Annotated in this window: 12 protein-coding genes; 7 read left to right on the top strand and 5 right to left on the bottom strand. The window is 68.5% G+C overall.

Annotated elements, in window-relative coordinates; genetic code table 11:
* Positions 1-40 precede the first annotated feature (40 nt).
* Both hpnC and CT3_RS14930 read left to right on the top strand, forming a co-directional pair.
* Positions 41-904, top strand: a complete 864-nt coding sequence (hpnC, locus tag CT3_RS14925; protein WP_066534035.1) for a squalene synthase HpnC — start codon at positions 41-43, stop codon at positions 902-904.
* 119 nt (positions 905-1,023) lie between these two features.
* Positions 1,024-2,415: an L-serine ammonia-lyase gene (locus CT3_RS14930; protein WP_066533819.1), complete on the top strand. Its 1,392-nt coding sequence runs from the start codon at positions 1,024-1,026 to the stop codon at positions 2,413-2,415.
* Between the two features lie 37 nt (positions 2,416-2,452).
* Here CT3_RS14930 and CT3_RS14935 read toward each other — a convergent pair whose 3' ends face one another.
* Both CT3_RS14935 and CT3_RS14940 read right to left on the bottom strand, forming a co-directional pair.
* On the bottom strand, positions 2,453-2,683 hold the full coding sequence (locus CT3_RS14935) for a hypothetical protein (RefSeq protein WP_066533824.1): 231 nt from the start codon (positions 2,681-2,683) through the stop codon (positions 2,453-2,455).
* Positions 2,684-2,862: 179 nt separating this feature from the next.
* Positions 2,863-4,587, bottom strand: coding sequence for a methyl-accepting chemotaxis protein (locus CT3_RS14940; RefSeq protein WP_280024681.1), 1,725 nt, complete (start codon positions 4,585-4,587; stop codon positions 2,863-2,865).
* Positions 4,588-4,775: 188 nt separating this feature from the next.
* On the opposite strand from CT3_RS14940, the gene hpnD reads away from it, so the two are divergent.
* The 3 genes from hpnD (at position 4,776) to CT3_RS14955 (ending at position 8,137) form a co-directional block, all read left to right on the top strand.
* Positions 4,776-5,615 carry a presqualene diphosphate synthase HpnD gene (hpnD, locus tag CT3_RS14945; RefSeq protein ID WP_066533826.1) on the top strand — a complete coding sequence of 280 codons (840 nt, stop codon included), beginning with the start codon at positions 4,776-4,778 and terminating at the stop codon, positions 5,613-5,615.
* Positions 5,616-5,631: 16 nt separating this feature from the next.
* Complete coding sequence (gene hpnE / locus CT3_RS14950) at positions 5,632-6,981, top strand: hydroxysqualene dehydroxylase HpnE (RefSeq protein WP_066534036.1); 1,350 nt, start codon at positions 5,632-5,634, stop codon at positions 6,979-6,981.
* A gap of 145 nt (positions 6,982-7,126) precedes the next feature.
* Positions 7,127-8,137, top strand: coding sequence for a Bug family tripartite tricarboxylate transporter substrate binding protein (locus CT3_RS14955; RefSeq protein ID WP_066533827.1), 1,011 nt, complete (start codon positions 7,127-7,129; stop codon positions 8,135-8,137).
* Between the two features lie 140 nt (positions 8,138-8,277).
* Here the strand turns inward: CT3_RS14955 and CT3_RS14960 are convergent, their stop codons facing one another.
* The 3 genes from CT3_RS14960 to CT3_RS14970 all read right to left on the bottom strand — a co-directional run bounded on the left by CT3_RS14960 (position 8,278) and on the right by CT3_RS14970 (position 10,136).
* Positions 8,278-8,490 carry a DUF2788 domain-containing protein gene (locus CT3_RS14960; RefSeq protein WP_066533829.1) on the bottom strand — a complete coding sequence of 71 codons (213 nt, stop codon included), beginning with the start codon at positions 8,488-8,490 and terminating at the stop codon, positions 8,278-8,280.
* A gap of 12 nt (positions 8,491-8,502) precedes the next feature.
* On the bottom strand, positions 8,503-9,363 hold the full coding sequence (locus CT3_RS14965) for a DUF2189 domain-containing protein (protein WP_066533830.1): 861 nt from the start codon (positions 9,361-9,363) through the stop codon (positions 8,503-8,505).
* Between the two features lie 68 nt (positions 9,364-9,431).
* A complete protein-coding gene (locus CT3_RS14970) occupies positions 9,432-10,136 on the bottom strand; it encodes an HAD family hydrolase (RefSeq protein WP_066533831.1) in 705 nt (234 codons plus the stop codon).
* Between the two features lie 203 nt (positions 10,137-10,339).
* Between CT3_RS14970 and hemH the strand changes: the two genes are divergently transcribed.
* Positions 10,340-11,530 carry a ferrochelatase gene (hemH, locus tag CT3_RS14975; protein WP_083520282.1) on the top strand — a complete coding sequence of 397 codons (1,191 nt, stop codon included), beginning with the start codon at positions 10,340-10,342 and terminating at the stop codon, positions 11,528-11,530.
* Between the two features lie 594 nt (positions 11,531-12,124).
* The gene (locus tag CT3_RS14980; RefSeq protein ID WP_066533835.1) at positions 12,125-13,363 is read left to right on the top strand and encodes an MFS transporter; all 1,239 of its coding nucleotides are present in this window, start codon (positions 12,125-12,127) and stop codon (positions 13,361-13,363) included.
* Positions 13,364-13,444 lie beyond the last annotated feature (81 nt).

Consider the following 13,444-nt stretch of genomic DNA (forward strand, 5'->3'; position numbering starts at 1 on the left):
TTACCCGGCATATTAACTGGTGGCAGGCGACAATGACCAAGTGCCTACCTCCCCACCCGCTCCCACCTCGGCCGCACCGGTCACCCATTACGAGAATTTTCCGGTCGCCTCCATCCTGTGCCCGCCTGCGCTGCGCCCGCCGATCGCCGCGCTGTATGGCTTTGCACGCACCGCCGACGACCTGGCCGATGAGGGCGACGCCAGCCCGGCCCAGCGCCTGGCCGATCTGGCCGCCTACCGCCAGGAACTGCACGCCATGGCCGCCGGCGGCACACCCGACCCGCGCTGGGCGGCGGTGTTTGGCCCGCTGCGCCATGCCACCGCGCAGCATGGCCTGCCCGTGGCGCTGATGGACGATCTGCTCAGCGCCTTTGTGCAGGATGTGGACGTGACGGCCCGCGCCGCCACCTATGCCGACCGCGACCAGTTGCTGGACTACTGCCGCCGTTCGGCCAACCCCGTGGGCCGGCTGCTGCTGCACCTGTATGGCGTGGACGATGCGCGCAGCCTGCAGCAAAGCGATGCCATCTGCAGCGCGCTGCAGCTGATCAACTTCTGGCAAGACCTGAGCGTGGACCTGCCACGCGGGCGCCACTACCTCACAGACGCCGACCTGGCGCGCTGGGGCGTGGCCCGCACTGAATTGCTGCAGCCGCACACCACGGCCGCCAGCCGTGCGCTGGTCATGGACTGCGCTGCCTGGGCCCGCCAGCTGATGGTGTCCGGTGCGCCGCTGGTCCACCGCCTGCCGGGGCGCATCGGCTGGGAGCTGCGCCTGGTGGTGCAAGGCGGGCTGCGCATCCTGGACAAGGTGGACGCCCTGCAGGGCGACAGCCTGCTGCAGCGCCCCACCGTGGGCAAGGCCGACCTGCCGCGCATGCTGTGGCGGGCGCTGGCGATGTAAGCCCGGCTGCGCACCCGCACCGGGCCCAAAGCCCCCGCACATCCCTCCCCCTGGCGCGGCCCTGCCCACGCCCGCACCCGGCCATGCGTACCATGCCGGGACAAGGAGTTTTTTTCGTTATGCATGTCAGCGTGTTCGACCTGTTCAAGATCGGCATCGGCCCGTCCAGTTCCCACACCGTGGGGCCCATGGTGGCGGCCCAGCACTTTGTCCAGGCGCTGCCCGCCCGCAGCCAGTTGCAGCAGACCGCCAGCGTGACGGTGGAGCTGTTCGGTTCGCTGGCGGCCACCGGCATCGGCCACGCCACCGACACCGCCGTGCTGCTGGGTCTGGCCGGCCACAGCCCCGACAATGTGCCCCCCGAAGCCGCCCAGCAGCTGCTGCATCAGGTCCACGCCAGCGGCCAGCTGCCGCTGCTGGGATCGCACCCCACGCGCTTCACTACCCAGCGCCAGATGCTGCTGCGCCGCAAAAGCCTGCCGCGCCACCCGAATGCCATGCGCCTGGCCGCGCACGATGCGGCCGGCGGCTTGCTGCATGAAGCCACCTACTACTCGGTGGGCGGCGGCTTTGTGGAAGATGAAGCCGGCCTGCGCGTGGGCACCCCGCCCGGCCCGCCGCTGGCACAGCCCGACGCCGCCGTACCCTACACCTACCGCACTGCCAGCCAGCTGCTCAGCATCTGCCAGGCGCACGGCCTGTCCATCGATGCGCTGGCCTGGGCCAATGAATGCGCCCAGCGCGAACCATCTGCCGTGACCGAGGGGCTGGACCGCATCTGGCAGGTGATGGACGGTGCCATCGTGCGCGGCTGTGCCACCAGCGGCCTGCTGCCCGGCCCGCTGCGCCTGCCCCGGCGCGCCGGGGCGCTGATGGCCCACCTCAAGACCCAGGCCGGCGAGCGACCGCCGGATCCGCTGGCTGCCATGGACTGGGTGAATCTGTATGCCATGGCCGTCAACGAAGAGAACGCGGCCGGCGGCCGCGTGGTGACCGCCCCCACCAACGGGGCGGCAGGCGTGATACCGGCCGTGCTGCGCTACTACCAGCGCTTCATCCCCGGGGCCGATGCCGCCGGGGTGCGCCGCTTTCTGCTGGCGGCCGGTGCCATTGGTGCCATCTACAAGCTCAACGCCTCGCTATCGGGCGCCGAAGTGGGCTGCCAGGGGGAAGTGGGTGTGGCCTGCTCCATGGCCGCGGCCGGCCTGGCCACGGTGCTGGGCGGCACGCCGGCCCAGGTGGAGAACGCGGCCGAGATCGGCATGGAGCACAACCTGGGCATGACCTGCGACCCGGTGGGCGGCCAGGTGCAGATTCCCTGCATCGAGCGCAATGCCATGGGCGCCGTGAAAGCCATCAACGCCGCACGCATTGCGCTGCTGGGCAATGGCACGCACTTTGTGTCGCTGGACCAGGTGATTCGCACCATGGTGCAGACCGGCGCCGACATGAAGACCAAGTACAAGGAAACGTCACGCGGCGGCCTGGCCGTCAACGTGGTCGAGTGCTGAAGCGGGACTGAAGCCGGGCCGGGCCAGGCCCGTCTGTTCAGGGTGCGCGGTGCAGGCGCGGCGCGGCCAGCATGGCGCGCTCTTCTTCCACAAACTGCTGCAGCTGGCGCAAGGCGGGCGTGGACGGCAGCTGCTCCAGCAGGGCCTGCAGCCGCGTGACATCGCCCACCGTGGGCGCCACCTTGATCTGCGCCACCGCGGCGTCGGTGTTGCCGGAGCGCACCAGCATCAGCACCTTGTTGGCCCATTCGTTTTTGTTGCGTGCCATATTTGCCATCGTGTTGGCCGTCGACTGCGGCCCCTGCAAAGAAAGCGCGGATTGTCCCTGCCCTGCAGGCTTTGCGGGGCGCTGGGGCTTCTTTTTTTGTACGACCGGCGCTGCCTGAGCGCCGAAAGCCGCAAAAAAGCCCCGCACAGGGCGGGGCTGGAGGGAGCTTGCCGCAGCCCTTACACCAGGGCCGCCGGCGCCTTGGCGGAAGACGGCGCCGCCGCCCGCGGCTGGGGCTGGGGCTGGCTGCGCGGGGCTGCCACCGACTGACCGCCACCACCACCGCCCAGACTGGCCGGGCCGCGCGGGCCGGCATCTACTGCCGGGCGAGCATAGCCCACCGCGCCGCCTTGCAGCACGAACTTGGCGGCCATGCCGGCCAGCTGGCGCGCCTGCTCCTGCAGCGAAGAAGACGCAGCCGATGTCTCTTCAACCAGCGCCGCGTTCTGCTGCGTCACATCGTCCAGATTGGCCACGGCCAGGTTGATCTGTTCCAGCCCGCGCGATTGTTCGCGGCTGGCTTCGGCGATCTCGCCCACGATGTCGGCCACGCGCTGGATGCCGCTGACGATGTCCTGCATGGTGGCGCCGGTGCGGTGCACCTGCTCGCTGCCCACACGCACCCGGTCCACCGAGGCGGTGATCAGCGTCTTCACTTCCTTGGCCGCTTCGGCGCTGCGCCCGGCCAGCGACCGCACTTCGCCGGCCACCACCGCAAAGCCCCGGCCCTGCTCGCCCGCACGGGCGGCTTCCACCGCGGCATTCAGCGCCAGGATGTTGGTCTGGAAGGCGATGCCGTCGATCACGGCAATGATGTCCTCGATCTTGCGCGAGGAGGTGTTGATGTCCTCCATGGTCTGCACCACCTGGCCCACCATGGCGCCGCCGCGCTGGGCCACGTCGGTGGCGGTGGAGGCCAGTTCGCTGGCACGCACGGCGCTGTCGGCGTTGTGCTGCACGGTACTGGACAGCTGCTCGGTGGCCGCCGCCGTCTGCTCCAGCGAGGCGGCCTGCTGCTCGGTGCGGCTGGACAGGTCCTGGGTGCCGGCCGCCACCTGGGTGGATGCGCCGGCAATGGCGTCGGCCCCGCTACGCACCTGGGCAATGATCTGGTGCAGGTGGGCGCGCATGTCTTCCATGTGGCCCAGCAGGTCGGAGATTTCATCCTTGCCGCTGGCACGCACCTGCTGCGACAGATCCCCCTTGGCAATGGACTGTGCCGAAGCCTGGGCCTGCTGGAAGCCCTGGCGCATGCGGCGCAGCAGCGATATCGACAGCAGCGTGGCCGGCACGCCCCCCAGCACGATGGCGGCGATGAACACCAGAATGCCTACGTGGTAGTGCTGCTCGGCTTCCTGGTAGGCGATATCGGCCTTGCTCACCTGCAGGCCCTTGAAGGCCCCCACCAGGCCCACCAGCATCTCGCCCTGCTCGCGGCCGGTGGCCAGGAAGCGGGCCATCAGGTCGGGCGAGAAATCCCCGGCGCCCATGCTGCGCACGTAGTCGGTCAGTTGGGCGGACCAGGCCTGGTCAACCTTCACCACCTCGTCCAGCATGGCCAGGTCCTGGGGGTCATCGGTCAGCGCACGCAACTCCTTTTGCACCGTGGCGCCGCGCTCCAGGCTTTCGCGCACCGTGTCCAGGTGGGCACTCACCGGGTGGTCGTGCAGGGCGGCCAGCGGGCTGTCGGGGGCATGCTGGTAGGCCAGCAGCAGCTGCGCACGGCTTTGCAGCGCGCTTTCGGTCATGGCATCGGCCAGCAAGATGCGCTGCAGCGACTGGTCGTGCAGATTGCGCAGGCTGTCGCGGGCGGACAGCAATCCAAACCAACTCATGCCAATCACGGCAATCAATGAAACCCAATAAGCCACAAACACCAAGGTGTAGCGTTGGGTCAACTTCAATGCATTGAAGCTCCACATGCGGATCGTTCCCTGTATCAACTTGTTGCTATCAGGGCATCCTAGGAGGTCTTCCGCGCTTTCCCTAGGGCCTGCACACAGCATCTGCAGCCCGCTTGATGCACATCAAGCGACGAAAGCTTTGGCCGCCCAACGGCAATGCCATCCGGGCATGGGACAATGCCGCCCCTATGACACCGGAACAGTACGTCCAGCAAAAAGCCGCTTCCTCGGGAAGCAGCTTCTACTACGCCTTCATGTTTCTGCCGGCGCCGCGCCGCGCCGCCATCACGGCGTTCTATGGCTTTTGCCGCGAGGTGGACGATGTGGTGGACGAGGTGCACGATGCCGGTGTCGCTGCGACCAAGCTCGCCTGGTGGCGCAAGGAAGTGGCCCAGGCCTTTGCCGGCCAGCCCAGCCACCCCACCATGCAGGCGCTGATGCCGCATGTCCAGGAGTTCGGCATCGAGCCACGCCACCTGCTGGCCGTGATCGAAGGCTGCGAGATGGACCTGGAGCAGACCCGCTACCTGGACTACCCCGGCCTGCAGCGCTACTGCCACCTGGTGGCCGGCGTCGTGGGCGAGGTGGCGGCACGCATCTTCGGCCAGACCAGCGACGCCACCACCCAGTACGCGCACAAGCTGGGCCTGGCCTTCCAGCTGACCAACATCATCCGTGACGTGGGCGAGGACGCGCTGCGCGGCCGCATCTACCTGCCCATCAGCGAGCTGCAGCAGTTCGATGTGAAGGCGCACGAGATCACCAAGCGCGAGTATTCCGACCGCTTCACCGCACTGATGCGCTTTCAGGCGGCCCGCGCCCACCAGCTGTACGACGAAGCCTTTGCGCTGCTGCCCGATGCCGACCGCCGTGCGCAGAAGCCCGGCCTGATGATGGCCAGCATCTACCGCACGCTGCTGCGCGAGATCGAGGCGGACAACTTCCAGGTGCTGCACCAGCGCATTGCACTGACACCGCTGCGCAAGCTGTGGCTGGCCTGGAAGATGCAGGCCCTGGGCCGCATGTAAGCCGGTGGCCGCACCCGTGGCCGCTGCGCCCGCCCCCCATTCCCTGCACACGGCGCCCCGGCGTATCGCCGTGGTCGGCGGTGGCTGGGCCGGCATGGCCGCCGCCGTATCGCTGGTACAGCGCGGCCATCAGGTGAGCCTGTGGGAGACCGCCCGCCACTGGGGCGGCCGGGCCCGCGCCCTGGTGGTGCAGGACCTGCAAGGCCAGCCGCTGACTGTGGACAACGGCCAGCACATCCTGATTGGGGCCTACACCGACAGCCTGGCGCTGATGCGCACCGTGGGGGTCGATGTGGAGCAGTCCCTGCTGCGCCTGCCGCTGGACCTGCGCGATGCCCATGGCCACGGCCTGCAACTGCCCGATCTGCCCCCGCCCTGGGACACGGCCCTGGGCATTGCCCGCGCCCGGGGCTGGTCATGGCGCGACAAATACGCCCTGCTGGCACGCGCTGCGCACTGGAAGCGCAGCCATTTCCGCTGCAACGCCCATGCCACCGTGGCCGACCTGTGCCAGGGCCTGCCCCAGCGGCTGCTGCAGGACTTCATCGATCCGCTGTGCATTTCGGCGCTGAACCTGCCGGCTGCGCAGGCCAGCGGTGTGGTGTTTCTGCGCGTGCTGCACGACAGCCTGTTTGCCGGCCGGGGCGGCTCGAACCTGCTGCTGGCGCGCACCGACCTGGGCACGCTGTTCCCCACCACCGCCGCCCGGTGGCTGATAGCGCAGGGCGCCACCTTGCACCTGGGCCAGCGCGTGCACAGCCTGCAGCCCCGGGGGCGCGATGCCCAAAGCGGCTGGCAGGTGGACGGCGAGGCGTTTGACGGCGTGCTGCTGGCCACCACCAGCGCCGAAGCCGCCCGCCTGGCGCTGACCGCTGCATCCGCCTTGCACGACACCCGCAGCGTCTGCGAGCACTGGGCCGGCCTGGCCGACGCCCTGCCGCACACTGCCATTGCCACGGTCTATGCCCAATGCCCCGCCGGCAGCGGCCTGCCGGCGCCCATGGTGGCGCTGCGCAGCGGGCCCGGGGCCCCGGCCCAGTTCGCCTTCGACCGGGGGCAACTGGGCGGGCCGGCGGGACTGATGGCCCTGGTCATCAGCGCCAGCGACGCGCTGCCGGTGGACCGCGTCACGCTGCAGGCCCAGACCCTGGCGCAGGCGCGCCAACAACTGGGTCTGCCGGGCCTGGAAGCACTGCGCACCGTGGTGGAAAAGCGCGCCACGTTTGCCTGCACACCCGATGTGCAGCGCCCTGCGGCCCATGTAGCGCCGCTCCTGTGGGCCTGCGGCGATTATGTGGAAGGCCCCTACCCTGCGACGCTGGAAGGTGCTGTGCGCAGCGGACTGGAAGTGGCCCAGGCTTTCTGAGCTTGCGAGCGGGCGCGGGAGTTCAGCCTGCGTTGCACTGCAGCACCGGGTATCTCCCGATCTGCCGGCACAGCGGATTGACAGCTTTCCGCGCCAAGATCGGCGGTGCGCGCCCGGATGCGGCGCTTTGCTGGAGACTGCCCCCATGGCCTTGCTGCCCACCTTGCCCACCACCCCGTCCCTCACCCGCCGCCAGTTGCTGCAAAGCGGCAGCGCCCTGGGTCTGGCCACCACCTTGCCCGGCCTGCATGCCCAGGCCAACTGGCCGACCAAGTCCATCCGTTTCGTGGTGCCGTTCGCGCCGGGCGGCAGCTCGGAAATCGTGGCCCGCTCCACCGCCGCCGAGCTGAGCAAGAGCCTGGGCCAGAGCGTGTATGTGGAAAACAAGCCCGGCGCCGCCGGCAACATTGCCATGCAGGAAGTAGCCCGCGCCGATGACCAGCACACCGTGGTCCTGGGTCACATTGGCACGCTGGCCGTGAACCCCTACATCTTTCCCAAGCTGCCCTACGACCCGAACAAGGACTTCCAGCCCGTCAGCCTGCTGGCCAAGGTGCCCAGCCTGTACGTGGTGCATCCGGATGTGCCGGCCAAAAACCTGAAGGAGTTCGTGGCCTATGTGCGCGCCAACCCGGGCAAGTTCAGCTATGGCTCGGCCGGCAACGGCAGCGCCGGCCATCTGGCGTTCGAGTACCTGAAGATGACCGCCAATCTGTTCATGCTGCATGTACCCTACAAAGGCACCGGCCCGATGATGACCGACCTGCTGTCCGGCCGACTGGATGCGGCGTCGGTGGGCGCGTCGGCCCTGCTGCCCTTCATCAAGAGCGGCAAGGTGCGTTGCATTGCCACCGGTTCGACCAAGCGCCTGGCCCAGCTGCCCGATGTACCCACCGTGGCCGAGCAAGGCTTTCCCGGTTTCGAGATGACGCAGTGGTACGGCATGCTGGCACCGGCCAACCTGCAGGCCGGCCATGTGGAGCGCCTGGCCGCCGAATGCAAAAAGGCCGTGCAGGCACCCGATGCGCTCAAGCGCCTGCAGGGCGATGCCGCCGATCCGATTGGCAGCTCCCCCGCCGAGTTTGCCCGCTTCATCGCCACCGAGCAGGCCCGCTGGAAACAGGTGCTGCTGCGCGCCCAGGTCAAGCCGGACTGAGATGACGCTGGCGCTCTCTCTCCTTGCCGGTAGCAGGTGGGGAGGGCGCCATGCAAGGAAACCGGGGAATCAGAGGCGCTCGGCGCCGGGCTGGGCATTGCCGGGGAGCACGGCCAGCGGCGGAGGCGGCCGTTTCAGCGTCAGCGTTCCATCCACCACTGGATGACGATCTTGGCCAGGTAGCCGACAAAGCCCACGCCCAGGCCCAGAAAGATCACGAACGTGCCGAACTTGCCCGCCTTGGAGTCGCGCGCCAGTTTCCAGATGATGAACACCATGAAGGCGATGAAGGCGCCCACCCCGTAGGTGAGGAAAAAATGCGCCAGCTGCTCTTCCGTATAGCCAAAGATCACAACGTTCTTCTTCTACAAACCCCTGCTGCGGCCCTCCTCCTCGGCGGCTGACGGCCCGCGTGCTTCAAACGCGGAGGCGTCCACCAGAGCGCGGTAGGCATGCCAGCTGGCATGTCCCAGCATCGGCATGACCAGCACCAGTCCGATCAGCAGCGATCCCAGCCCCAACAGGGTAAACAACAAAATCAGACCCGCCCACCACGCCATGGCGACCGGGTTTTCCACCACCACCAGCCAGCTGGTCAGCACCGCCTGGAACACGCCGATGCGCCGGTCCAGCAGCAGCGGCATGGCCACCACGCTGGACGCAAAGATCGGCGCTGCCAGCACGCTGCCCAGGCCCAGCCACAGGGTGAACAAGCGGCCGTCGGGCGCCAGCACTACCTGCTGCAGAAAGTCCATCGGCGTGGCAATGCGCACCGGCGAGAGCACCGTGATCAGCGAAGCCGACACCACCACCCAGCCCGTAGCCGCCAGCGCCAGCAGCAGGCCGAAGCGGACCAGGCACCAGTAGCCTCCGGCCTGGCTGCCCCGCCCGCTTTGCCAGCGCGACCAGGTGCTGCGCGCCGTCTGCCAGGACACGGCTTCCCCGCGCTCCAGCGCACGGCTGATGGCATACAGGCTGGTGGCGACCACCGGCCCCACGATCAGGAAACCGGACAGCGCCCCGGCCATCAACCAGAAGCGATTGTGCCCCAGCGCCAAAATGGCCAACCCGACCAAAGTCAAGAAAACGCCATGTGCCAGGCTGAGCCAGGGCGCGCGACAGATGTCTTTCCAGCCCAGCGCCAGCCATTCCAGCGGGGTGAGCATGCTGATGGAGCGCACCGTGGGCAGGTCCACGGTGGCAGTGGGTGTCAGGATACCGGGCATAGGCATTGTTCCTGTGGAGTGGCACACCACAGAGGCCGCCCGGACCCACGCACGGCGGGGAACGGGTGTTAGCTGCCCTGTTCCAGCAAGCGGCACAAGCTGTGCAGGCTGTCCACCGTGGCGTGGGGGGCCGGCCCCTGTGCAGGCCAGTCTACGCCCTTGCGATTGAGCCAGACCGCGTGCATACCCGCACCCAGGGCACCCATGGCGTCCAGGTGGGCGTCGTCGCCGACGTGCAGCACCTGCTCGGGCGCCACGCCCGCCGCCTGCGCCGCCGCATGGAACATGCGCACGTCCGGCTTGGCAAAGCCGGTGCTGCCCACATTCAGGCTGGCCTGGAAATACCGGCCCAGGCCGATGGTGTGCACATTGGCGTTGCCGTTGGACAGGGCGATCACCGGCCAGCGTGCGGACAGGAATTCCAGCGCCGGCAGCGCGTCGTCGTACAGATCCACCTTCTGGCGATGGGCAAAGAACAGATCGAAGGCGGGCTCCGCCAGCGCAGTGTCTTCGCCGGCATGGCCCAGCGCCTGGCGGATGGATTCGCGGCGCAGACCGCTGAGGTCGTGGCGCAGATCGGGGCGTTCGCGCTCCACCTGCAGGCGGATGGCACGCACTGCCTCGGTGGTGCCCAGCATGGCGGCCGTGCGCGGCGCATGCGTGGCCAACCATTCCAGCAGCACGGCTTCGGCGCGGGCAATGGCCGGCCACACGGGCCACAGGGTGTCGTCCAGATCCAGGGTGACGGCGCGAATGTGTCGAGAGTCCAGCATAGCCGCTGAGCATACTGCAGCCTCGGAGCCGGTGCGCGGGTACCAACGGCCACCCCCGCAGACCGCAAAAGAGGCTTCAAGGAGGCCTTCAGGAGGCTTCCAGGCGTGCTGATGTGTCAGCATATGTCACAAGACCCGGCCTCCTGCCCGGCTGCAGGGACAAGCTTGTCCGACAGGCCCTCAGGATTTGCCACAATCGGGGCATGCCCTCACGCTTTGCACCTGAACCCACCTTGCCCGCAGGACAGCCCGAACGCCTGGCCGTGCTGCTGTGCAACCTCGGCACCCCCGACGCCCCGACCCCCTCGGCGGTGCAACGCTATCTGGCTGAATTTCTGTCCGATGACCGCGTGGTGGAAATTCCCAAGCCGGTCTGGAAGCTGATCCTGCACGGGGTCATCCTGCGCAAGCGCCCCAAGGAATCGGCCGCCAAGTACGCCACCGTCTGGGATGCGGAGCTGGGCTCTCCCCTGCTGCACTGGACGCGCCGCCAGGCCGAGATCCTGCAGGAGTGGATGCAGGGTGCGGGCTACGACGTGCTGGTGGGCTTTGCCATGCGCTATGGCAAGCCGTCGATTGCCAAGCAGCTCGATGCCCTCAAGGCCCAGGGCGCCACGCGCATTCTGATTCTGCCGCTGTACCCGCAGTACTCCGGCACCACGACGGCCAGCGTCTGCGACGCCGTGTACGACTGGGCCAAGACGCAGCGCCACATTCCCGAGCTGCGCTTTGTGCACCGCTACCACAACGACCCGGGCTATATCCAGGCCCTGGCCCAGCGGGTGGTGCAGCACTGGCAGGCCCATGGCATGGGCCGCCACCTGGTGATGAGCTTTCACGGCGTGCCCGAACGCACCCGCGACCTGGGTGACCCCTACCAGTCCGAATGCCTGGAAACCGCCCGCCTGCTGGCCGAGTGCCTGGGGCTGCCGCAGGAACGTTTCACCGTGACCTTCCAGTCCCGCTTTGGCAAGGCCAAGTGGCTGGAGCCCTATACCGAGCCATCGCTGGTGGCGCTGGCCCAGGCCGGCATCCAGGGCGTGGACGTGATCTGCCCCGGTTTCACCAGCGACTGCCTCGAGACGCTGGAAGAAATCGGCCAGGAAGCACGCCACGCCTACCTGCAGGCCGGTGGCAAGCAGTTCCACTTCATTCCCTGCCTGAACGACACGCCGCACTGGATCGACGCGCTGCGCACGCTCACGCTGCGCCACACCGCCGGCTGGCCGGTCCAGCCCTATACGGCCCCCGTGCAGGAGCCTGCGGCTGCGCCCGAACCGGCACCGGCGCCTGCGGCCGAGCACAGCGCTGCCGCCGAGACCGCGCAGGCGGCGCCCACTGCGCCCACCGTCCCCGCGGCACCGTCGTCTGCCCAGCCCTCCACCGAGGCCTGATGCGATCGCGGGGCACCCGCCCCGTACCACCCTAGCCTAGCGCGCCCTGCCGCTCCCAAAGCCACAGCCCTTGCCCACCGGACAAGGGCTGTTTTCATTGCCGCCCACAGGGCCGCCCACCACCGCGGCACGGCCGTGCGCATGTGCACTGCCACGGAATGGCGCCGCGCGCAGCCCCGCTGCGGCATGTCCTCCTGCGGCGTAGCGGTGCCGCCTGCGCCGCCTGCAGGGCTACGCCCGGCCTGCCAGAATCGCGCCCGCAGTCCTTGCCTTGCCCGTGCCCCGTGTGCGCGGGAGGCGGCCATGGACTGCCGGCACAGGGCCAGGGCGGTCCCTGTCCGTGCACATCCTGCGCCGCAGCGCGCTGACCGCCACCGCTGCGTGGCCTGTCATCCACCACCACCCCGCCCCTGTGACCCTGCCCGGCCTTGTCCGGGGAAGCTGCTTTTTGTGAGGGCGGCGCATGCGCCGCCCCCTGCCCCTCGCCCTTTCCCCACCTGTCCATTGGCGCCTGCCCCGGCTTTGCCGTGCGCGGGCGGCTGCGGCGGGCGGTGGAAACGCATTCATGCCACAACACAAGGACAACGACACCCCATGAACGCAGTCTCCCCTGCTGGCACCGGCCAGCCCACCGAAATCAACGGCTACAGCTGGAAGGCCCTGGCCGGCTCCGCCGTTGGCTATGCCATGGACGGTTTCGATCTGCTGATCCTGGGCTTCATGCTCAGCGCCATCTCGGCCGATCTGCAGCTGACGCCCGGCCAGGCCGGCTCGCTGGTCACCTGGACGCTGATCGGCGCCGTGGCCGGCGGCATCTTCTTTGGCGCACTGTCCGACCGCTACGGCCGCATCCGCGTGCTGACCTGGACCATCATGCTGTTCGCAGTGTTCACCGGCTTGTGCGCCCTGGCCCAGGGCTACTGGGATCTGCTGATCTACCGCACCATCGCCGGCATCGGCCTGGGCGGCGAATTCGGCATCGGCATGGCGCTGGCCGCCGAAGCCTGGCCGGCCCGCCACCGTGCGCGCGTCTCGTCGTACGTGGCCCTGGGCTGGCAGGTGGGCGTGCTGGCGGCGGCCTTGCTGACCCCGCTGCTGCTGCCGGTGATCGGCTGGCGCGGCATGTTCCTGGTGGGGGTGATTCCGGCCATCGTGGCCTGGGTGATCCGCAACAAGCTGCACGAGCCCGAGGCCTTTGTGCGCAAGCCCGCTCCCGCCAAGGGCCAGCGGTTTGCCGCCTTCAAGCTGCTGGTCAAGGACAGGGCCACCACCAAGACCAGCCTGGGTGTGATTGTGCTCACTTCGGTCCAGAACTTTGGCTACTACGGCATCATGATCTGGATGCCCAGCTTTCTGTCCAAGCAGCTGGGTTTCAGCCTGACCAAGTCCGCCATGTGGACGGCCGTCACCATCGTCGGGATGATGGTCGGCATCTGGGTCTTCGGCCAGCTGGCCGACCGCATCGGCCGCAAGCCCAGCTTTCTGCTCTTCCAGCTGGGCTCCGTCGTCATGGTGGTGCTGTACGCCCAGCTGTCCGATCCCACGGCCATGCTGTGGGCCGGCGCCGTGCTGGGCCTGTTCGTCAACGGCATGATGGGCGGCTACGGCGCCGTGATGAGCGAGGCCTATCCCACGGAAGCCCGTGCCACCGCGCAGAATGTGCTGTTCAACATCGGCCGTGCCGTGGGCGGTTTCGGCCCCGTGGTGGTGGGTGCGCTGGCCATGGGCTACGGCTTCCAGGTGGCGATTGCGCTGCTGGCGGCGCTGTATGTGATCGACATGGTGGCCACGGTGTGGCTGATCCCCGAGCTCAAGGGCCAGGCCCTGCAATGACCTGCTGAGGCGCTGCGCGTCCCTCCCCCTGCCCGGCCATGCCACAGGGGAAGGTTGCAGCACCGTTGCGCCGCACGGCCG

Origin of the sequence: Comamonas terrigena NBRC 13299 (genome assembly GCF_006740045.1) — a bacterium.
Lineage (GTDB): Bacteria > Pseudomonadota > Gammaproteobacteria > Burkholderiales > Burkholderiaceae_C > Comamonas > Comamonas terrigena.